This is a genomic window from Ruegeria sp. CRTD044 (assembly GCF_059613485.1).
In genome coordinates, this window is the sequence record NZ_JBXWSP010000004.1 from 471422 (window position 1) to 490911 (window position 19490).

The 19490-nt window shown below is 59.9% G+C and carries 20 protein-coding genes and 1 tRNA gene; 10 read left to right on the forward strand and 11 right to left on the reverse strand.

Annotated elements, in window-relative coordinates:
• Positions 1-37: 37 nt before the first annotated feature.
• The gene (locus AC2FNL_RS05265) at positions 38-286 is read right to left on the reverse strand and encodes a hypothetical protein (RefSeq protein ID WP_093962490.1); all 249 of its coding nucleotides are present in this window, start codon (positions 284-286) and stop codon (positions 38-40) included.
• A gap of 122 nt (positions 287-408) precedes the next feature.
• Entirely contained in the window at positions 409-1053 is a 645-nt protein-coding gene (locus tag AC2FNL_RS05270; protein WP_496832744.1) for a pyrimidine 5'-nucleotidase, read from the reverse strand.
• 101 nt (positions 1054-1154) lie between these two features.
• Here AC2FNL_RS05270 and AC2FNL_RS05275 point away from each other — a divergent pair, with 101 nt between their 5' ends.
• Positions 1155-1802, forward strand: coding sequence for a GntR family transcriptional regulator (locus tag AC2FNL_RS05275; RefSeq protein WP_093962488.1), 648 nt, complete (start codon positions 1155-1157; stop codon positions 1800-1802).
• Here the strand turns inward: AC2FNL_RS05275 and AC2FNL_RS05280 are convergent.
• Both AC2FNL_RS05280 and carA read right to left on the reverse strand, forming a co-directional pair.
• Positions 1759-3678 carry a glycosyltransferase family 2 protein gene (locus AC2FNL_RS05280; RefSeq protein ID WP_496832745.1) on the reverse strand — a complete coding sequence of 640 codons (1920 nt, stop codon included), beginning with the start codon at positions 3676-3678 and terminating at the stop codon, positions 1759-1761. The two genes, AC2FNL_RS05275 and AC2FNL_RS05280, sit on opposite strands and share 44 nt — an antisense overlap.
• An 89-nt stretch (positions 3679-3767) precedes the next feature.
• A complete protein-coding gene (carA, locus tag AC2FNL_RS05285) occupies positions 3768-4934 on the reverse strand; it encodes a glutamine-hydrolyzing carbamoyl-phosphate synthase small subunit (RefSeq protein WP_480774847.1) in 1167 nt (388 codons plus the stop codon).
• A gap of 183 nt (positions 4935-5117) precedes the next feature.
• Here carA and AC2FNL_RS05290 point away from each other — a divergent pair, with 183 nt between their 5' ends.
• On the forward strand, positions 5118-5603 hold the full coding sequence (locus AC2FNL_RS05290) for a GatB/YqeY domain-containing protein (protein ID WP_170434947.1): 486 nt from the start codon (positions 5118-5120) through the stop codon (positions 5601-5603).
• A 6-nt stretch (positions 5604-5609) separates the two neighbouring features.
• On the opposite strand, the gene AC2FNL_RS05295 is transcribed toward AC2FNL_RS05290, so the two are convergent.
• The 3 genes from AC2FNL_RS05295 to ctaD all read right to left on the reverse strand — a co-directional run bounded on the left by AC2FNL_RS05295 (position 5610) and on the right by ctaD (position 8558).
• Positions 5610-6101, reverse strand: a complete 492-nt coding sequence (locus AC2FNL_RS05295) for a DUF2244 domain-containing protein (RefSeq protein WP_170337938.1) — start codon at positions 6099-6101, stop codon at positions 5610-5612.
• Between the two features lie 43 nt (positions 6102-6144).
• The gene (locus AC2FNL_RS05300) at positions 6145-6744 is read right to left on the reverse strand and encodes a 2-hydroxychromene-2-carboxylate isomerase (RefSeq protein ID WP_170337940.1); all 600 of its coding nucleotides are present in this window, start codon (positions 6742-6744) and stop codon (positions 6145-6147) included.
• Positions 6745-6899: 155 nt separating this feature from the next.
• A complete protein-coding gene (gene ctaD, locus AC2FNL_RS05305; protein WP_170337942.1) occupies positions 6900-8558 on the reverse strand; it encodes a cytochrome c oxidase subunit I in 1659 nt (552 codons plus the stop codon).
• Positions 8559-8850: 292 nt separating this feature from the next.
• Between ctaD and AC2FNL_RS05310 the strand changes: the two genes are divergently transcribed.
• Positions 8851-9270: an HIT family protein gene (locus tag AC2FNL_RS05310; RefSeq protein ID WP_496832746.1), complete on the forward strand. Its 420-nt coding sequence runs from the start codon at positions 8851-8853 to the stop codon at positions 9268-9270.
• Here AC2FNL_RS05310 and AC2FNL_RS05315 read toward each other — a convergent pair.
• Entirely contained in the window at positions 9251-9697 is a 447-nt protein-coding gene (locus AC2FNL_RS05315) for a MerR family transcriptional regulator (protein ID WP_496832747.1), read from the reverse strand. The two genes, AC2FNL_RS05310 and AC2FNL_RS05315, sit on opposite strands and share 20 nt — an antisense overlap.
• A gap of 78 nt (positions 9698-9775) precedes the next feature.
• Between AC2FNL_RS05315 and AC2FNL_RS05320 the strand changes: the two genes are divergently transcribed.
• Positions 9776-10729 (forward strand): cation diffusion facilitator family transporter, encoded by a 954-nt coding sequence (locus AC2FNL_RS05320; protein ID WP_496832748.1) that lies wholly within the window; start codon positions 9776-9778, stop codon positions 10727-10729.
• Positions 10730-11042: 313 nt separating this feature from the next.
• Here the strand turns inward: AC2FNL_RS05320 and lipB are convergent, their stop codons facing one another.
• Both lipB and AC2FNL_RS05330 read right to left on the reverse strand, forming a co-directional pair.
• The gene (lipB, locus tag AC2FNL_RS05325) at positions 11043-11699 is read right to left on the reverse strand and encodes a lipoyl(octanoyl) transferase LipB (RefSeq protein ID WP_170368686.1); all 657 of its coding nucleotides are present in this window, start codon (positions 11697-11699) and stop codon (positions 11043-11045) included.
• A 39-nt stretch (positions 11700-11738) separates the two neighbouring features.
• Positions 11739-12398 (reverse strand): DsbA family oxidoreductase, encoded by a 660-nt coding sequence (locus tag AC2FNL_RS05330; protein WP_496832940.1) that lies wholly within the window; start codon positions 12396-12398, stop codon positions 11739-11741.
• 142 nt (positions 12399-12540) lie between these two features.
• Here AC2FNL_RS05330 and AC2FNL_RS05335 point away from each other — a divergent pair.
• From AC2FNL_RS05335 to AC2FNL_RS05360, 6 genes are all read left to right on the forward strand, one after another.
• Positions 12541-12627, forward strand: a tRNA-Leu gene (locus tag AC2FNL_RS05335).
• Positions 12628-12766: 139 nt separating this feature from the next.
• Positions 12767-13612, forward strand: coding sequence for an arsenate reductase/protein-tyrosine-phosphatase family protein (locus AC2FNL_RS05340; protein WP_496832749.1), 846 nt, complete (start codon positions 12767-12769; stop codon positions 13610-13612).
• Positions 13609-14607, forward strand: a complete 999-nt coding sequence (locus AC2FNL_RS05345; protein ID WP_496832750.1) for an ArsJ-associated glyceraldehyde-3-phosphate dehydrogenase — start codon at positions 13609-13611, stop codon at positions 14605-14607. Before AC2FNL_RS05340 ends, AC2FNL_RS05345 begins: the two co-directional genes overlap by 4 nt.
• 38 nt (positions 14608-14645) lie before the next feature.
• The gene (arsJ, locus tag AC2FNL_RS05350) at positions 14646-15881 is read left to right on the forward strand and encodes an organoarsenical effux MFS transporter ArsJ (protein ID WP_496832941.1); all 1236 of its coding nucleotides are present in this window, start codon (positions 14646-14648) and stop codon (positions 15879-15881) included.
• On the forward strand, positions 15878-16921 hold the full coding sequence (arsB, locus tag AC2FNL_RS05355) for an ACR3 family arsenite efflux transporter (RefSeq protein WP_496832751.1): 1044 nt from the start codon (positions 15878-15880) through the stop codon (positions 16919-16921). Before arsJ ends, arsB begins: the two co-directional genes overlap by 4 nt.
• A 315-nt stretch (positions 16922-17236) precedes the next feature.
• The gene (locus AC2FNL_RS05360; RefSeq protein WP_496832752.1) at positions 17237-19177 is read left to right on the forward strand and encodes a P-loop NTPase fold protein; all 1941 of its coding nucleotides are present in this window, start codon (positions 17237-17239) and stop codon (positions 19175-19177) included.
• A 53-nt stretch (positions 19178-19230) separates the two neighbouring features.
• On the opposite strand, the gene AC2FNL_RS05365 is transcribed toward AC2FNL_RS05360, so the two are convergent.
• The gene (locus AC2FNL_RS05365) at positions 19231-19488 is read right to left on the reverse strand and encodes a pyocin activator PrtN family protein (RefSeq protein ID WP_496832753.1); all 258 of its coding nucleotides are present in this window, start codon (positions 19486-19488) and stop codon (positions 19231-19233) included.
• Positions 19489-19490 lie beyond the last annotated feature (2 nt).

Genomic DNA, 19490 nt, shown 5'->3' on the forward strand with positions numbered 1-19490 from the left:
TCTGGGGCCTGCGCCAAGTGACATCCTGTCCCGTGGTCTAGCCGCGTGAAATCAGGACCAGAATCAGGAACATCACCGGCACCATCGCCAGGGCCGGCAGATACAGGCCCGGCAGGCCGAACAACAGGGCCGAACAGCCCCACATGCTGACCAGCGCCGCAACGGTATAACCCAGATCCTCGGGCTTGCCATTGGCCGCATCGCGGGCCAGCCAGCCAAACAGGGGAATTGCAAAAAGCAGGCGCTGCCAAAAGGGCAGGCGGCCGGGCATCTCGATCGCGGTCATCGGGGTCTCCAGTTCTGTTCGTCGCTGAGCCTGATGTAGGAACGACTTTGCAGCTGCAGAATGCGCGGATCGTCGCAGTTTCAGGCTGCACGCAGGCGCATTTCGTCGCAGTCTCGGGTGGTTCAGATCAGCCCGGCCAGAAAGGCGGTCAGGTCATCGGTGTGGTGGTGGATGTGATCCGCGTCATGCGGATCGGGCGCGACATGCACGGTACGCATGCCCATGTCATGCGGGGCCTTCAGGTTGCGCGGCTCGTCCTCGAACATGGCGGCATGGTCGGGGCGGATTCCGTCGCGAGCAAACACCGTTTCAAAGGCGGCCTTGTCCGGTTTGGGGCGATACCCCGCATGTTCGACCCCATAGATCGCGTCGAACAGCCCATCCAACCCGCGTGAGGCCAGAACCCTCTCGGCATAGGGCGCGCTGCCGTTGGTGTAGACGATGCGCCGCCCGGGAAGGGCCCGGATATGCGCGGCCAGCGCAGGGTCGGGCTCCATGTGGCTCAGGTCGACCTGATGAACCGCGTGCAGATAGGGCTCGGGGTCCAGATCATGTTCGGCCATCAGCCCGGCCAGCGTGGTTCCGTGTTCGCGCCAATAGTGCTGGCGTAGCCGGTCAGCCTCGGCCCGGTCGACGCGCAGAGCTTCGACCACGTATTCCGTCATGAGCACCTCGATCTGATCGAACAGGCGCATCTGTGGCGGATAGAGGGTGTTGTCCAGATCGAACACCCATTGGGTGACATGTGAAAATGCAGGCTTGACCATAGGTTTGGGTTTAGGCCGCGGCCACCGGGTTTTCAATGGCGCACTTGATTGCAGACCCATGGCCCGGATAGACAGGTCCGAACGAGGAGAGACCTGACCCAATGAACCAGTCCCGACAGCCCCAGACCGATGCCTACAGCCTGATCCTCGAAGCGATCGACGTGGGGGTGTACAAACCCGGCGACCGGCTGGTGGAAAGCGAACTGGCCGAGCGGTTCGGCGTGTCGCGCACCCCGATCCGCGAGGCGCTGCAGCGGCTCGAAACGCAGTCGCTGCTGGAACGTGACGGGCGGTCGCTGATCGTGGCCTCGTTAGACCACAACCAGATGGCCGAGCTCTATGTCGTTCGGCGTGAATTGGAAGGGCTGGCGGCCCGACTGGCCGCGCGCCACGCCACGGATGAGGAAATCAAAGTCCTGCAGGATATGGTCGAAGCCGATGACGCGCTTGTGGATGATCCCGTGGCGCTGTCCCGGGCCAACCGGCGGTTCCACGAGCAGATCCACCTTGCGTCGCACAACCGCTACCTTGTGCAGCAATTGGACCTTGTCCATCGCACCATGGCTCTGATGGCAACGACTTCATTGGCCGCGCAGGGCCGCGGTGAAATCGCTCAGAGTGAGCATAAGGGGATCGTCGAGGCGATCGCGGCTCATGACGAAGAAGCCGCCGACCGGGCCTTGAAGGAACATATCTCGGTCGCGTTCATGACCCGGCTGAAGCAGGATGCAATCCGGCGCGAGAAATAGCTGCCTCGTCTGGCTGCGCTTCTTCGCTGGCCTGCCCGTGCTGGGTCTTGTCCCAGAAGAACGGTCTGACCGCCAGTTCCCACAGCGCCTTGTAGGCGGCTGCCACGCCCAAGGGGTAGTAGAGTGCCATGGTCGGGACCCACGGCAGCAGGAAACGGCGACCTCCGGCCAGCACGCCCAAGCCTCCAACTAGGATATTCGCGGCCTCGGCGGTCAGGAACAGGTAGACACAGGCGTGCAAGATTTGCGATGCCAATACAGCTTCGAAGGGGTTCGTCATCCCCAAAAAGGTCAGCCAGAAGACCCATAGCACGGGGGCAAGCAGGAATTGTCCGACCGTTCCCAGGAAAAAGGCTTGGACACCCAGAAAGCGCCACAACCCCAGATCACGCAACAATGCTAAGGGCGAGCGCATGTGGACAAGGTATGTGACCATAAACCCTTTGAGCCAGCGCGAGCGCTGCTTCACCCACGGCCAGGCGCGGAAATTGGCCTCTTCATACGTGGCGGTATTCACGATTTCGGTGCGATAGCCCGCGCGGCTGAGTCGAACCCCCAGGTCCGCGTCTTCGGTCACATTATGAGCGTCCCAGCCCCCCAATTCCAACAGCTTGTCCCTGCGGAAGAAGAACGTCGTTCCGCCCAGGGGCACCACAAGACCCAACCGCGCGATTCCGGGCAGGATCACGCGGAACCAACCGCTGTATTCGATGGTGAAGCAACGCGAGCGCCAGTTGGTGCGCGGGTTGTAGTAGTCCAGAACACCCTGCAGGCAGACCACATCATCGGGCGCGCGGGCGAATTGCTCCACCACGGTCTCGAGTTGGTCTGGAAGAGGCGCATCCTCGGCATCCCAGACGCCCAAAATATCTCCTCGGCAGAAATCCAGCGCATAGTTCATCGCCCGTGGTTTGGTGGTCAGGTTGCCAAGATCGGGCACCTCCAGCGTTCGGATCCAGCTGGGCAGGGTGGTCTGCGCAAGAGCTGACCGGGTGACGTCGTCATGCTCTTCCAAGACCAGGATCACGTCCAACAGCGCCTTTGGATAGGTCAGGCGTTTCAGCCGTTGGATCAGCGCACCGGCGATTTCCCGTTCCTTGTGCAGCGGCACCAGGATAGACACGCAGGGCAGGCGGTGTTGCGCAAGCAGACCGCCTGGTTTCTCGGCCTTTTTGGGGAAGAGATACGATATCAACCCGGCCAGCCGAAGTATCAGGAACAGGATCAGTGTTGAAACTGCGGCCCAGAACAGCACGGATAGCCCGGCATTCGGTTGCAGGCCCAGGCCCGCAAGCGCAGCCAGAGCCAAGAGGGTCGGCAGGAGACGCGAGCTCGCAGTCCATGAGCGGCAGCTTTGCGAAAGCGGCGCCCGCGTTTCCGCCGCCTCAGCCAAAGGTTTTGCGTAATGTCGGGCAATGGCTTGGTCGATGTCATCGGGTGCGGCCAGCACCGGCAGGACTGTCTGGGCGCAATCTGCCAACCCGGACCTTATTTCATCAAAGCGGTCTGGGTAGGCTGTCGCGACCAAGAGCACGGGCCCGACTCGCAGCCACGGAATGGCATTGTGCGTTAACCAGAACTGCATCGGGCGCAGCGCGCAAAGGTCAGCGGGTGGCGGCGTGCTTTCCAAATCGGCGATCTGCAGCCCATGTTGTTGACCCAGCGCCAACAGCACATCGCTGCGCGCGGCCATTTGCTCGCCAACCATAATTTCGCCCAGAGGAGCGTTCTGCCGCTCCTGCAGTTTCAGGGCTTGATCCAGTTGAGCGGGGGTGATCACCCCCAATTCGATCAGGCAGGTGCCCAAAGGTTTGCGGGGGCCAATTCCGGAAACCGGGGTCGCGGGTCCGTGACCCAGAAAATTCAATTCAACCATAAGAAAACCCTGCCCGAGATGTCGGGTCAGAGTTGCTCAATCAAGGTTAATTCCGGGTTAACGTTGACGCGGTCCGCAAACCTGCGGGATCAAGCGCGCACTTTTCGGTCGGCCATGGCCGCGGCAAACCGTTCAAAAAGGTAAAAGCTGTCTTGCGGGCCGGGCGAGGCTTCGGGGTGATACTGAACCGAATACACCGGGCGATCGGACATGCGGATGCCGCAGTTCGAGCCATCGAAGAGCGACCGGTGGGTTTCGACCACCCCCGCAGGCAACGATTGGGCGTCGACCGCGAATCCGTGGTTCATCGAAGTGATCTCGACCTTGCCGGTTTCCAGGTCCTTGACCGGGTGGTTCGCGCCGTGGTGTCCGTGGTTCATCTTGATGGTCTTGCCGCCCAACGCCAGTGCTAGCATCTGGTGACCAAGGCAGATCCCGAAAATCGGCAGATCCGTGGTTTCAAGAATTTCCTTGATCATCGGCACAGCATAAGTGCCAGTGGCAGCCGGGTCTCCCGGGCCGTTGGACAGGAACACGCCATCAGGTTCGTGCGCCAGCACCTCAGCCGCGGTTGCGGTTGCGGGCAGTACCGTCACGTCGCAACCGGCCGAAGCCAGGCAGCGCAGGATGTTCCGTTTTGCGCCGTAGTCCAACGCGACGACCTTGTGCACGGGCGCTTCCTGACGCCGGTAGCCATCCGGCCAGGCCCAGCGCATCTCGTCCCAGCGGTAGCTCTGGGCGCAGGTCACATCCTTGGCCAGATCCATGCCCTCCAGCCCGGCGAAACCACGCGCTGCAGCAACCAGGGCTTCGATGTCGAAGTTGCCTTGCGGGTCATGGGCTAACGCGACATGCGGAGCGCCTTGCTGGCGGATCGCACGGGTCAGCCGGCGGGTATCGACCCCACCGATGGCGATCCGGCCGCGGCGGGCCAGCCAGTCGGTCAGCCGCTCGGCCGAGCGCCAGTTTGACGGCTCGGTCGGATCCCATTTCACGACCATGCCCGCGGCCACCGGATCGGCAGTTTCGTCATCGTCGGGATTGACGCCGACATTGCCGATATGCGGGAAGGTGAAGGTCACGATCTGCCCGGCATAGGACGGGTCGGTCATGATCTCCTGATATCCGGTCATCGCGGTGTTGAAACACAGCTCGGCCACGGTTTGTCCCGTGGCGCCGAACCCGGTTCCGAAGAAGAGCGTTCCGTCGGCCAGAGCCAGACATGCGGTGGGCTTGGACGTGGCTTGATGGGCCATGGCGCGACTCTCCTATCGGGTAAATCGGCGCATAACTAAGGGGGTTGGGGTCTCGGGTCAACCCTGTTCAAATTTTGGGCTATTGTTGTTTTTCAATGATTTAGCCTTATGTGTCTGCTGTTGTGCCTCGGATTTTGTTTAGATATGTTCGGGGTTCCGTTGCCATGGGGATGGACAGAACAGATGGATATGCGAACTCGGGTGACCACTGCCCTGAAGCAAGCAATGAAGGACAAGGATGCCGAGCGTCTGTCGACGCTGCGGCTGGTCAATGCCGCGATCAAGGATCGGGACATCGCGCTGCGTGCGGCTGGAAACGAAGAGGCCAAGGGCTGTGATGACTCAGATGTTCTTGAGATTCTTGGGAAAATGAGCAAGCAGCGCAAGGAAAGCGCGCGGGCCTATGAGGAAGGTGGTCGTTTGGACCTGGCCGAGCGCGAACTGCGCGAGGTGAAGATCATCGAGGAATTCCTGCCCAAGCAGTTGGATGATGATGAGGTCGCAAAGGCCATCCAGACGGCGATCACGGCGACCGGTGCCGGGTCGATCCGGGACATGGGCAAGGTCATGGGCGAGCTCAAGGCCAACTACACAGGCCAGATGGACTTTGGAAAGGTAGGGCCGCTGGTCAAAGACCACCTGTGCGCCGCGTCGAACGGCGACTGCTGACGCACTTTATTCGGGTGCCGGTTCGCGCAGCCGCTTTACCAGATCATCATACAAGGCAATGCGTTCCTCCTCTGAGAGGAACGCGCCAATCTCGACCACCCGTCCTTCGCCCGACAGGGTCACATAGTTCGGGACCGGTCCGCCGGCCTTGTGCATTTCCGGACGGGCCCAGTATCGATTGCAACTCCATTCCTGCTGGCCGGTTCGGGCGCTATGATGGATCAGGCGTGCTTGGGTTCCGGTAAGGGTCAGTACCTCAAACACGTTTCGGGACCGATAGTTTGACTGGATCGCAAGCCATAGGCCCGCCACCGTCAACAGAAGGAACGGCAATAGCCCCCACAGCAGAACCGATCCCAGAACTGCCAGTAGGGGTATAAGTCCAAACAGGAAAACCGATAGTACGACGGCCATTGCGCCGCGCGGTGGCAGGGAATTGTGCGGCCAAAGGCGCAATTCCTGTTCCGAGTTCGAGCTGACGTTCCAATGGTAGGGCATATCGCAAAAATAGCGCCTGCTGATCCGGTGTCGATTGCCAATTTCAAACGACGTGTCCGACCCGCGCCCAGGACAGCGCGTCCTCAAGCCGGTCGTCGCCCCAGAACACTTCGCCCCGCGTAACAAAGCTGGGCGCGCCGAATACGCCCAGGGCTACCGCCGTTTCGGTTTCAGCTTTCAACGCGGTTTCGATTTCGGGGCTGCGCGCGCGGGCCATGACCGGCAGCGGGTCCAGCTGGCAGCGGAACAGAGCCTCGGAGATGGCGTTTTCACTGCCGGCTTCGATACCGTCTTCAAACCAGATCCTGTAAAGGTTTTGGGTAAAGCTCTTGCCCCATCCTTCCCGGATTCCCAGCAGCGCGACCTGGTTGGCCAATTCGAGGTTCGAAATCGGATAGGGGGCGGGCAGCTTGGCGTGGATATGGTACTTGGCTGCGCGGCGTTCGATGTCGCGCCACATGTAGGCCGACTTGACGGGTTTGCCCGCAAACGGAATGTTCTTCTGTTCAGACATGACCGCGCGTACGTCGAAAGGGCGCCAGTTAACCTGCGCCTGATGTTCTGCGCACCAATCGTCCAGACGCATGATGGTCAGGAAACTGTAAGTGCTGCCGATGGAGTACCAGAAATCAATATCGGGCATGGTAACCTCGGAGATTGGCCGGACATGCGGCGCGCCAAGGATACCCGATTTTCAACGATATTGCGACCGCCCGCGGAATTCGATGGCCGGTAGAGCGCGAACAGAAAAAGAAAAACCCCGCCGTGAAGGCGGGGTTTCCTGTTTTCGGGAAGGGATCAGTGCGCGTGGCCCTTGTCCCAGTCTTCCTGCTTGGGCAGCTGCTCGAACGTGTGCTCGGGCGGCGGCGAGGGCAGGGTCCATTCCAGCGTATCCGCGTATTCGTTCCACGGGTTCGGACGTGTTTCCTTGGCGCCACGGAACAGGGCGTAGAACACGATCCCGAAGAACAGCAGGAACGAAGCGAACGAGACGAACGCACCGATCGAAGACACGAAGTTCCACTGAGCGAAGGCTTCGGGATAGTCGATATACCGGCGCGGCATGCCCTGACGGCCCAGGAAGTGCTGCGGGAAGAAGGTCAGGTTTGCACCGATGAAGAACATCCAGAAGTGCACCTTACCCCAGAACTCCGAGTACTGACGGCCCGTCATCTTCGAGAAGTAGAAGTACACGCCTGCAAAGATTGCAAAGACTGCACCCAGGCTCATCACGTAGTGGAAGTGCGCGACGACATAGTAGGTGTCGTGGTAGGCCCGGTCGATACCGGCTTGCGACAGCACCACACCGGTCACACCGCCGACGGTGAACAGGAAGAGGAAGCCGAAGGCGAACAGCATCGGCGTCTTGAACTCGATCGAGCCGCCCCACATGGTGGCGATCCACGAGAACACCTTCACGCCCGTCGGAACCGCGATGACCATCGTGGCCAGCATGAAGTAGGCCTGCTGGCGCAGCGACATGCCGACGGTGTACATGTGGTGTGCCCACACGACAAAGCCCAGCGCGCCGATTGCGATGATCGCCCAGACCATCGGCAGATAGCCGAAGATCGGCTTGCGCGAGAAGGTGGCGATCACGTGGCTGATGATGCCGAAGCCTGGCAGGATCACGATGTACACTTCGGGGTGGCCGAAGAACCACAGGATATGCTGGTACAGGATCGGGTCACCGCCACCGGCCGGATCAAAGAAGGTGAAGCCGAAGTTGCGGTCCATCAGCAGCATGGTGATCGCGCCCGCCAGAACCGGCAGCGACAGCAGAATCAGCCACGAGGTGACGAAGATCGACCAGCTGAACAGCGGCACCTTGAACAGGGTCATGCCCGGGGCACGCATGTTCAGGAAGGTGGTGATCATGTTGATCGCGCCGAGGATCGAGGAGGCGCCCGATACGTGCACGGCAAAGATCGCCAGGTCCATGGACATGCCGCCTTCGGTCGTCGACAGCGGCGGGTACAGAACCCAGCCCACGCCCGAGCCGGCCTGGTCGTTGCCGCCGGGGGCCAGCAGCGACGCGATGCCCAGCGAGGTGCCGGCGACATACAGCCAGAAGGACAGGTTGTTCATCCGCGGGAACGCCATGTCCGGCGCACCGATCTGCAACGGCATGAAATAGTTTCCGAATCCGCCGAACAGCGCGGGGATGACCACGAAGAACATCATCAGAACACCGTGATAGGTGATCATCACGTTCCACAGGTGTCCATTGGGCGTGCAGGGGTCGGCCATGAAGCCTTCCAGGCACATGTACTGAACGCCCGGATGCATCAGTTCAAGCCGCATGTAGATGGTCATCGCGACCGAGATGAACCCGGCAAAGGCCGAGAAGATCAGGTATAGGATCCCGATATCCTTGTGGTTGGTCGACATGAACCACCGGGTAAAGAACCCGCGCTGGTCTTCATGATCGTGACCATGAATGGCTGCGTCTGCCATTTAGGTGCCTCCTGTTGCAAATAGACCGCGCAGCCGGACCTCTCCGGCGCGCGGGATTCCTGCTGGTTTTAGAATGCAAGGGGGCGGCCTTCAATGGCCGAGTTTGATCTGGATCAAGATTAATTGTCGCGGGGCAGGAGGACACCCGTGCGATTTCAGCCTTGGATGACCGGTATCTGGGGATGAACAGGCGAATTGCAAGGACAGGGGCTTCGCAAGGGCGGAATCACGCCTTGACCCGCTGCGGGCTTGGCCGCAGAACAACACGCAGCCCCTTTGTAGGAGACCCGCCATGACCGCTTATGATCCCGAAAACATCTTTGCCAAGATCCTGCGGGGCGAGATCCCCTCTACCCGCGTCTACGAGGATGAGGACACGCTGGCTTTCATGGATATCATGCCGCGCGCGGACGGACACCTTCTGGTGATCCCGAAGACGCCTTGCCGCAACGTGCTGGATGCCACACCCGAGCAATTGGCCGCAGTCATGACCACGGTTCAGAAACTGGCGCGTGCGGTCATGCGCGCCTTTGACGCCGAAGGGTTGACCATCCAGCAGTTCAACGAGGCAGCCGGAGGGCAGGAGGTGTTTCACCTGCATTTCCATGTCCTGCCCCGGCACGAGGGCGTCTCTCTGCGCCCGCCCGGCAAAATGGGCGATTTCGACGAGATCGCCAAACACGCCGAGCGCATCAGGGCTGCGCTGGCGTGACGGGTGGGGGAGCCTGATGCGCCCCAGAACAGGCATCGTGATCCCCAAACGCCTGCAAGACTGAGCAGACATGGTCGTGCTGCCCGTCGCAGGCGGCTGCGATCCGGGCAAGTTCGGTCTCGAGCCGGCGCAGCTTTGCAATCCGATCCTGCAGGTCCGTCAGCTGCCGCTCGGCGATTTCGTGCGCCCGGTTCAGATCGGCGCCTTGGGCGCCTTCCAATGACAGCAGGGCCTCGACATCGGCCAATGGCAGTCCAAGATCGCGCGTGTGTTTGACAAAGTGCAGCCGCTCGAGCGCGGCGCGGTCATAACGCCTTTGGTTGCCGGCGGTCCGTTCTGGCGGTGGCAGCAGGCCCCTTTCTTCGTAAAACCGGATCGTGGCGGTTTTGACGCCTGTGCGCCGGGACAAATCCCCGATCGAGAACATTTTCTCCAATCCCCCCTTGAACCTCTAGTCACTAGAGGAATTAGGTATGGACCATGGCCCAGACAAGGACACGACATCATGGCGCATGATCATTCCCACGCCGGACACAAACACCACGCCCAAATCGACGCCGATGCCGGAGACGCGCGGGTGGCATGGGCCATCGCGGTCAACATGTTTCTGACGCTGGCACAGGTGGTCGGTGGGATCTTTTCGGGGTCGCTGGCGCTCATCGCTGACGCGCTGCACAACTTTTCCGACGCGATTGCGCTGATCATCGCGTTCTTTGCCCGCAAGATCGCCCGCCGCCCAGCCGACCCGCGCATGAGCTTCGGATACGGTCGGGCCGAAGTGGTCGCGGCGCTGGTCAACTATACCACACTGATCGTCATCGCCGTGTACCTGATGTACGAAGGTGTGACGCGGTTCTTTCAGCCTGAGCCGATTGACGGCTGGCTTGTGGTCTGGATTGCCGTGCTTGCGTTGGTGGTGGACCTAATCACCGCGCTTTTGACCTATAGTATGGCCAAAACCAGCATGAATATCCGTGCGGCTTTTCTGCATAACGTTGCTGACGCGCTGGGATCGGTTGCAGTGATCGTGGCCGGGGCAGCTGTGATCCTGTTCAACTGGACGTGGGTCGATCCGGCCGTAACCATTCTAATTTCGCTTTACATCCTGTGGCATGTCCAAAGTGAAATCGGAGAAACGATCCGTGTTCTCATGCTTGGCGCGCCGCCCGATCTGGACCCCGAAGAGGTCGCCTCGGTAATTGAGGCAACGGACGGCGTGCGCGAGGTTCACCATGTCCACTTGTGGAGCATGCAGGAAAACCAGCCCGCGCTTACCGCGCATCTGGTGGTCGAAGACTGCGCCTGGTCGCAGGCTGAAGAGGTGCGCGGTTTGGTGAAACAAGCAATGCGCGACAGTTTTGGAATCGGCCACCTGACGCTTGAGGTGGAAACGGCCGGTCGGGCTTGCCCGCAGACCATGCGTTTCGGCCATGCCGCGGACCAATCAGGCGAAAACTGAGGCCCAAAAACGAGAATTGCCGTTCCGATATGGGGTCGGAACGGCAGACTCGTAACCAAACACTTGATCGATTTTCGCGGGCTGGCCGCGATCACCGGTTAACATACCACTCACTCTTGAACGGTATATTCATGATACCTCAAACTGCGGCTGTTGTGTGGAAGGAAGAAGGAGATTCCCTAAATTTTAAGGCAATTCGCGGCAATCTTCGGAAATTTGCGACCGTATTGAGAAACAGAAGAAGCCTGCATCGAGGATTGTCGTTCCGCAGGGTCAGATTCTGCGATTCGAGAACATGGTCGATGCGTGGGGGTCAGACCACCTCGGGGCCAAAAGCGTCAGTAAAGGTTTTGCGCAGAGCCACATCGACATCGGCCATTGTCACCGGCAATCCCAGATCCACCAACGAAGTCACGCCGAACTCCCGGATGCCGCAGGGAACGATGCCCGAAAAATGCTCCAGGTCCGGTTCCACGTTGATCGAGATGCCGTGGAAGCTGATCCATTTCCGCAAGCGGATGCCGATCGCAGCGATCTTGTCCTCGGCCGGTTCGCCGCTGACGGTCAGCGGCTTGTCCTTGCGCGGCACCCACACACCGACACGGCCTTCGCGGATTTCTCCGTGGACGTTGAATTCGGCCAATGCCGAGATCACCCAGGTTTCCAGCTGTTTGACAAAGCGGCGGACATCATGGCCGCGCTTCCCGACATCCAGCATGACATAAACGACCCGCTGGCCGGGCCCGTGATAGGTGTATTCGCCCCCGCGCTTGCTGGCATAGACCGGAAATCGATCCGGGTCGGTCAGATCTTGGGGTTTGGCCGATGTTCCGGCCGTATAAAGCGGCGGATGCTCCAAGAACCAGATGCACTCGTCCGCAGTTCCGGCCGCAATCTCGGCCACCCGCGCCTCCATGAAGGCGACGGCGGTGTCATAGTCTGTCAGTCCGTCGGTGATCTTCCATTCCATGCGCGCCTCATAGCCGTCCTGCAGTCAGAGCGAAAGAGTTTAGGCGGCCTCGGCCAGGCATCGCTGCAGGACCTGAGCGTAAGTCTCGGTGCCCTGCGCACCCGTCAGCAGGTACTTGCCGCCAAAAACCATTGCCGGAACTCCGGTGATGCCTCGGCTGGTCCAGAATTGTTGCTTTTGCCTTACCGGGCCTGCATGCGCGCCCGATTCCAACGCCGCGCGGGCGGCGTCTGGGTCGAGGCCAGCCGTCTGAGCGGCATCCAGCAACACCTCAACTTTCGAAACATCCCGCTGATCTGTGAAATAGGCCTTGAACAAGGCCAGCTTCAGCGGGTGTTGCCTGCCTTGCGCTTCGGCCCAGTCCAGAAGTTGATGCGCAGCAAAGGTGTTCACTATCCGGCTGTCATCATTGAAATTGAACGTGAAACCCAAATCTGCACCCAGCGCGGTCAACCGGTGTCGGGCCTGCTGGCTCTGCTCGGCGGTCGAGCTGTATTTCTCCATGATGTGCTCTCGCAGGTTCTGGCCGTCCGGCCCCATAGTGGGGTTCAGTTCGAATGGGTGCCACCGGAGCTGCGCCAGCACGTTCTCCTGCTCCAGCGCCAGATCAAGCTGACGAAACCCGACGATGCACCACGGGCATACGACATCGGATACGATGTCGACTTGGATGACGGGGCGAGGATCGGGGGTGGGCATCGGATGCTCCTGCTGCAATGTGGCATCGGGTTTCATGACCCCACAGATATGGTTGCGGGCCGGGAATTCCAATGCGGTTGCTTTTGCCTCTTCACATCCTTTTGCCAAGCGTCTATACGCCGCCTACCAAGTCACAGGCAGTGCGGCCGTGGCGGAATTGGTAGACGCGCAGCGTTGAGGTCGCTGTGGGGTAACACCCGTGGAAGTTCGAGTCTTCTCGGCCGCACCATTTTCTTCCTTGTCAATTCACCCGTCGTTCCGTTTTGGGCGAGGGGCGGCATTGTGGCTAATCGCGAATTCTTGCGAGCGGTTTCAACGCGCCAAAAACGGGCACTTGATTTCGCCGTTAATTCAAATATCCATGAACTATGGAAATAGTGATTCCCGACCGCCTGTCCACCTTGGGTCATCCGTCTCGGTTGGCCGTTTTTCGGTTGTTGATGCGCCGGTATCCCGATCGCATACCCGCGACCGAGATTGCCATCGCGTTGGACCTCAAGCCGAATACGCTGTCCAACTACGTGAATGCGCTGATGCAGGCGGGACTTGTGACGCAGGAAAGGGTCGGGACGTCCTTACGCTACTCGGTGGATATGAAAGCCGTCCGGGAGACGTTCGATTACCTTCTGCTGGATTGCTGCCGTGGGCGTCCGGAACTCTGCGCGCCCAGTCCGCTCAACGGCGTTGACGCGCATGCGGCCAATGCCGCGCGTACCTACAACGTTTTGTTCATATGCACCGGGAATTCCGCGCGCTCGATTTTCGCCGAGGCCCTTTTGAAGCAGCTTGGCGGCGACCGTTTCAACGTGTTTTCCGCCGGTACACGTCCTCAGTCCCAGTTGAACCCAGCGGCACTTGAGGTGCTGCGGCAGAATGGGCACGACATCTCGGACCTGCGCGCCAAGAATGTAGGCGAGTTCCAGGCCCCGGGCGCGCCGAAATTCGATTTCGTGTTCACCGTATGCAATCAGGCTGCGAACGAAGATTGCCCCGCCTGGCCCGGGCAGCCGATCAGCGCGCATTGGGGTATGCCCGATCCGGTGAAGGCCGAGGGGACAGAGGCCCAAAAAAGCCTTGCCTTCCAGCAGGCCTACGGCGCGTTGCGCAACCGGATCCTGACCTTTTCCTCGCTGCCGTTCGAAACCCTTGACCGCATGTCCCTTCAGAAGGCCGTGGATGACATCGGCCAGATCCATACCGGAGAAATCGCATGACCGTTTATGCTCTCAACGGCCTTGGCCGCATCGGCAAGCTGGCCTTGAAACCCCTGCTTGAGAATGGCGCGCAGATCGCCTGGATCAACGACGCGGTGGGCGACCCGGCCATGCACTCGCATCTGCTGGAGTTCGACACCGTGCATGGCCGCTGGGACGCCGAGTTCCGCCATGATGAAAGCTCGGTCACCATCGACGGCGTGCGGCTGCCCTTCATCGGAACCCGCAACTTGTCGGAGCTGCCGCTTGAGGGCGTCGACGTCGTCATCGACTGCACCGGGGTCTTCAAGACCGAGGCGAAGCTGGCCCCTTACTTTGACGCCGGTGTGAAAAAGGTGGTGGTCTCGGCTCCGGTCAAGGATGGCGATGCGGCCAATATCGTCTTTGGCGTGAACGAGGGCACCTATGATCCGGCGCGCCACCGCATCGTGACCGCGGCCAGTTGCACCACGAACTGCCTGGCCCCTGTGGTCAAGGTGATCCACGAGAGCCTGGGCATCCGGCACGGCTCGATCACCACGATTCATGACGTGACCAACACGCAAACGATCGTGGATCGCCCGGCCAAGGACCTGCGCCGTGCGCGCTCGGCGTTGAACTCGCTGATCCCCACGACCACCGGCAGCGCCACGGCGATCACCCTGATCTATCCCGAACTGACGGGGCGGCTGAACGGGCATGCGGTGCGGGTGCCGCTGCTGAATGCCTCGCTGACCGATTGCGTGTTCGAGGTTGAGCGCGAAACCACGGCCGAAGAGGTGAACGCCCTGTTCAAGTCCGCGGCCGAGGGGCCTCTGGCCGGCATTCTGGGCTATGAGGAGCGTCCTCTGGTCTCGACCGACTATACCAATGACACCCGGTCCAGCATCGTGGATGCACCGTCGACCATGGTGGTGAACGGCACGCAGGTAAAGGTCTATGCCTGGTACGACAACGAGATGGGCTATGCGCACCGTCTGGTGGATGTCGCGATGATGGTCGGGGCATCGCTTTGACAAGCGCTTCCCAACGTCCGGACGGGCTGTCGGCCTATATGGCCGTCACGGCTGCCTATTGGGCCTTCATGCTGACCGACGGCGCCCTGCGGATGCTGGTGCTGCTGCATTTTCACACTCTGGGCTTTTCACCGGTTCAGCTGGCCTATCTGTTCGTGCTGTACGAGATCGCCGGGATGGTCACTAACCTGGCCGCCGGGTGGATCGCCGCGCGGTTCGGGCTGACCGCGACCCTGTATGCGGGGCTGACGATACAGGTGCTGGCATTGCTGGCGCTGGCGCAGTTGGATCCGGGCTGGACCATCGGTGCGTCCGTCGCCTTCGTGATGGTCGTGCAGGGCGCCAGCGGCGTGGCCAAGGACCTGACCAAGATGTCATCGAAATCGGCGGTCAAGCTGTTGGCCCCCACCGAAGGCGGCGGGTTGTTCCGCTGGGTCGCGGTGCTGACCGGGTCGAAGAACGCGGTCAAGGGGCTGGGCTTCCTGCTGGGGGCGGCCTTGTTGGCCGGGCTCGGCTTCACGGGCGCCGTGCTGGGCATGGCGGGGGTTTTGTTCCTGATCCTGGTGGCGGTGCTGCTGGCGATGCCGCCGGGGCTGCCCAAGGGCCGCAAGGGCGCGAAGTTTTCCGAGGTCTTCTCAAAATCGGCAAATGTGAACTGGCTGTCCGCGGCGCGGGTCTTCCTGTTCGGGGCGCGCGACGTCTGGTTTGTCGTCGGCATCCCGATCTATTTCTACGCCGTGCTGTCGGATGGCAGCGAAGCGGGCAACCGCTTGGCCTTTTTTCTGATCGGCGGGTTCATGGCCTTGTGGATCATTCTGTACGGCATTGTTCAGGCTGCCGCCCCGCGTGTGCTGCGGGCAGGGTCGCGGGATGAGGCCGACCTGGTCGCGGCGGCGCGCAGTTGGGCCTGGGGGCTGGCCTGCGTGCCGACCGTCCTGACGGTGGCCGCGCTGATGTCCTCTGGTCCGGCGCCCTGGCTGACGCTGACGCTGGTAGGTGGCCTGCTGGCCTTTGGCGCGGTCTTTGCGGTGAATTCCTCGCTGCATTCCTATCTGATTCTGGCCTTCACCCGGGCCGAGCGGGTGACGATGGATGTGGGCTTCTACTACATGGCCAATGCGGGCGGGCGGCTGTTGGGTACGCTGCTGTCCGGGCTGACCTATCAATGGGGCGGGTTGCCCTTGATGCTGGGGACGGCGGCCGCCATGGTCGCGCTGTCCGCCCTTGCGGCGGGGCGCTTGCAGCCGCAAACAACTTCGGAGATCTCTGCATGAGCGTATTTGAACGATACCTGTCCCTGTGGATCGCGCTGGCCATGGCCGCCGGGATCGCCATCGGCTCATTTGCGCCGGGTTTGGTCCAGGCCATCGCGGCGGCCGAGGTGGCCAATGTCAACCTTGTGGTGGCGGTACTGATCTGGGCCATGGTCTATCCGATGATGGTGGGGGTGGATCCAAGCAGCCTGCGCGACGTGGTAAAACAGCCCAAAGGGCTGGCGATCACTCTGGTGGTCAACTGGTTGATCAAGCCCTTTACCATGGCCGCGCTGGGCGTGCTGTTCTTCGAATACGTCTTCGCCGACCTGATCGCGCCCGCCGATGCCCAGCAATACATTGCGGGGCTGATCCTGCTGGGTGCGGCACCCTGCACGGCAATGGTGTTCGTCTGGTCGCATCTGACCAAGGGGGACGAGAACTATACGTTGCTGCAGGTGTCGGTGAATGACATCGTGATGGTCTTTGCCTTCGCTCCGATCGTGGCCTTCCTGCTGGGCGTGACCGACATTTCGGTCCCGTGGCAGACGCTGGTCCTGTCGGTAGTCCTGTTCGTGGCTCTGCCCTTGGCGGCAGGTGTCTGGACGCGCAACCGGCTGGGCTCGGCCGAGCGGATCGAGGCGTTCCGCGACCGGGTTAAGCCGTGGGGCGTTGTCGGCCTGATCGCGACCGTCGTCATCCTGTTCGGCCTGCAGGGGCAGGTGATCCTGGACCGCCCGATGGTTATCGCGCTGATCGCCGTCCCGATCCTGATCCAGTCCTACGGGATCTTTGCAGTGGCCTATGCGGCGGCCTTTGCCCTGCGCGTGCCGCACCGGATCGCGGCACCCTGCGCACTGATTGGCACGTCGAACTTCTTTGAACTGGCGGTGGCCGTCGCCATCAGCCTGTTCGGCCTGAATTCGGGTGCGGCTCTGGCCACGGTGGTGGGTGTTCTGGTCGAGGTGCCGGTGATGCTTTCGCTGGTGGCTTTCGCCAACCGGACGCGCGGCAGTTTTGCCGAGCGCTCGGAACAATCTCCAGAGGACGTCCGGACCTAGCAATCCGACGGTGGATATCCGGCGTCAAACAGTGGTAGACGCCTAGCGCGGACCCGGCTTGGCCGGGCGCCGCAGATTTGTCTGGGCCACAAAAAGGAACGTGCACTGATGGCGGGGTCTCAATCTCGGGCACTTGCTGATCGCAGCGAAGTCACTCGCGCTGCGCGCTTGTCGGTTGCGCCGATGATGGATGGGAGCGACGCTTTCTGAAACCCCTTGTTTTGTTGGCCTCTCGGGGGTCTATAGAATTTTGTAGCACCATTTGTAGCACCAAGGTCTTGTTATTCTGAACAATTTGCCCAGCTGGGATGAAGTATGAAAGTCGCCCAGAAGATATTTCGGTGGTTCAAGGAAAGAAGCCACAAGCCATACCATTCCACTGAAACGTCGAGTGGAAAAGCAATCATGGAAAAGTTGTCGTCAATGTCCCATTTGCAAGAATATTTGAGCTACTACAAGACACTCACGGCTCCTGGTTATGCCGTATTGGTCACCGGAGACTGGGGAACCGGTAAGACCTACCAAGTCAAGAGCTGCCTTCCTGAAGAAGATCGACTGTATGTCAGCCTATTCGGTGTTCAGACTGTTGAACAGCTTCATTCCGAGGTATTCGCTGCCGCCGCCCCGACCATGGCGAAAGCCGAGAAGATGGTTGGCAAAGGCAGCGACATCGTCGCGGGAATGAAAGGCCCCTGGGCTTTGGCAGGTGCCATCCCGAGCGTATTCAACGCAGTTTTCAAGCGGGAAATCGAGCCCACGAAAACCCTTGTGTTCGATGACCTGGAGCGCTGTGATCTTGAACTCAAGGATGTCTTGGGTGCGATCAACTCTTACGTTGAGCACTTGGGGTTTCGTGTCGTCGTTGTTGCACATGACGAAAGGCTTGCCGATGAGTTCCTTCAGATGAAAGAGAAAACCTTTGGTCAGAGCATTCGTGTAGAGCCTCAGATCGAAGATGCGCTGTCCCACTTTCTTGAGGATATCGGAAACCCATCAGCCAAGAAGTTTGTCTCTGACTTCAAAGACCAAGTTCAAGACACCTTCCTTCGCTCTGAGGTCAAGTCCCTGCGTATTCTCCGACATGTGATCGAAGATTTAACCAGACTGCATGGTGTCTTGGGGGAAGAGCACCTCAAGAATGCCGACGCCATGGAAGACCTGACAAAGACCTTCGTAGCTTTCCAAATCGAGGTCAGAGCAGGACACTTGTTGGAAAACGACCTACGGAACAGGCGTGGTGCTCGGTATGGGTACATGCTGCGAGCGCATGCAAAGAAAGATAACACTCCTGAAACACCCGCTTTGATCAAGGCGGATGACAAGTATCCGACAATTGATCTTGAAGGTGGAATCTTGAACGACGATGTGCTGTGCGCCATGCTTGTCGATGGGCGGTTTCCTGAAGATCAAATACGAGCCTCTATCGGAAATTCATCATATTTTCTTGTTCCCGAAGATGTTGCGCCCTGGAAGGTAATTTCCCATTTCGATGACTTGGAGGATAGAACTGTCGACGAGGCTATGGCGCGCATGCAGCGTCAATTCGAAGAGCGGGAAGTTACGTGTTCGGGTGAAATGCTCCATATTTTCTGCCTGCGAATGATGATGGCCGAACAGAATATCATCGACAGGAATGTGGAGGACGTTTTCAAGGAAAACTTGGCCTACATTGATGACTTGCTGAACAAAGGTGCCCTTCCAGCACGCGGAACCGATTGGCGATGGTACGATGAGTTTGACCGGTCATACGATGGCTTTGGATATTGGGTGAGCCAGGGACACGAAGATTACTTCAAGGAGACATGGGGGCATCTGATTGCAGCCCGAGAAGAAGCGCTGAGGCGGGAATTTCCTGAGATATTGAATGAACTTTTGCAATTGGTTCGGGAAAACCCGAAGGGCTTCTTTGAGGCGGTCTCGCCGACGAACAATGGCCCCAATCCATACGCCGTCATTCCGCTTCTGCATGAAATTCCGGCTGTGGAGTTTGTGAATTCCTGGATGGAGGCACCGCGTGAGAACTGGCGGGATATCCAATATGCTTTGGAAAATCGATACAGCTCAAATCAGTTGGAGCGCGATTTGGCGCCCGAAAAGGACTGGGCGCTACAGGTCTTGAAAGAACTTGAGGGGCGTGCCGATGGAGAGGCTGGATTCCGAGCGCTACGCATTAAGAGAGTCCGGCCGAAAATTCTTGTTGAACTTGCTCATGAGGAGGATAGCGCGGAGTCTACGGAGGCGAAGGAAGAGGCATAGAATGCCTCTGATCCCTGTGCGTTGATCGATAGGAAGAGCGGAAGCGAAATCAATCATTCAGCCGCATACTCGGCCATCCTGGCTTTTGCAGCGGTGCGTCGTTGCTCAATGTAATGTGCCAAGTGGAGCAGGGGCACCTTGCTTGTGCGTAGGTTCAGTCGACAAGCCGGGAACTCAAAACAGATCAGTCCTTTCTTGATCTTTCGTTCAAGGGCTTCCGGCTCAAGGCCAAAGTACTCTCTCGCCATCTGCGAGAAGGAGATCTCGTCGCGCCCATCATGGCGAGCTAACAGCAGCATCAACGTCGTCATAT

Coding starts and splice junctions, on each gene's coding strand:
- AC2FNL_RS05265 (WP_093962490.1), bottom strand. CDS start 286: ATGACCGCGATCGAGATGCCCGGCCGCCTGCCCTTTTGGCAGCGCCTG.
- AC2FNL_RS05270 (WP_496832744.1), bottom strand. CDS start 1,053: ATGGTCAAGCCTGCATTTTCACATGTCACCCAATGGGTGTTCGATCTG.
- AC2FNL_RS05275 (WP_093962488.1), top strand. CDS start 1,155: ATGAACCAGTCCCGACAGCCCCAGACCGATGCCTACAGCCTGATCCTC.
- AC2FNL_RS05280 (WP_496832745.1), bottom strand. CDS start 3,678: ATGGTTGAATTGAATTTTCTGGGTCACGGACCCGCGACCCCGGTTTCC.
- carA (WP_480774847.1), bottom strand. CDS start 4,934: ATGGCCCATCAAGCCACGTCCAAGCCCACCGCATGTCTGGCTCTGGCC.
- AC2FNL_RS05290 (WP_170434947.1), top strand. CDS start 5,118: ATGGATATGCGAACTCGGGTGACCACTGCCCTGAAGCAAGCAATGAAG.
- AC2FNL_RS05295 (WP_170337938.1), bottom strand. CDS start 6,101: ATGCCCTACCATTGGAACGTCAGCTCGAACTCGGAACAGGAATTGCGC.
- AC2FNL_RS05300 (WP_170337940.1), bottom strand. CDS start 6,744: ATGCCCGATATTGATTTCTGGTACTCCATCGGCAGCACTTACAGTTTC.
- ctaD (WP_170337942.1), bottom strand. CDS start 8,558: ATGGCAGACGCAGCCATTCATGGTCACGATCATGAAGACCAGCGCGGG.
- AC2FNL_RS05310 (WP_496832746.1), top strand. CDS start 8,851: ATGACCGCTTATGATCCCGAAAACATCTTTGCCAAGATCCTGCGGGGC.
- AC2FNL_RS05315 (WP_496832747.1), bottom strand. CDS start 9,697: ATGTTCTCGATCGGGGATTTGTCCCGGCGCACAGGCGTCAAAACCGCC.
- AC2FNL_RS05320 (WP_496832748.1), top strand. CDS start 9,776: ATGGCGCATGATCATTCCCACGCCGGACACAAACACCACGCCCAAATC.
- lipB (WP_170368686.1), bottom strand. CDS start 11,699: ATGGAATGGAAGATCACCGACGGACTGACAGACTATGACACCGCCGTC.
- AC2FNL_RS05330 (WP_496832940.1), bottom strand. CDS start 12,398: ATGCCCACCCCCGATCCTCGCCCCGTCATCCAAGTCGACATCGTATCC.
- AC2FNL_RS05340 (WP_496832749.1), top strand. CDS start 12,767: ATGGAAATAGTGATTCCCGACCGCCTGTCCACCTTGGGTCATCCGTCT.
- AC2FNL_RS05345 (WP_496832750.1), top strand. CDS start 13,609: ATGACCGTTTATGCTCTCAACGGCCTTGGCCGCATCGGCAAGCTGGCC.
- arsJ (WP_496832941.1), top strand. CDS start 14,646: ATGGCCGTCACGGCTGCCTATTGGGCCTTCATGCTGACCGACGGCGCC.
- arsB (WP_496832751.1), top strand. CDS start 15,878: ATGAGCGTATTTGAACGATACCTGTCCCTGTGGATCGCGCTGGCCATG.
- AC2FNL_RS05360 (WP_496832752.1), top strand. CDS start 17,237: ATGAAAGTCGCCCAGAAGATATTTCGGTGGTTCAAGGAAAGAAGCCAC.
- AC2FNL_RS05365 (WP_496832753.1), bottom strand. CDS start 19,488: ATGACGACGTTGATGCTGCTGTTAGCTCGCCATGATGGGCGCGACGAG.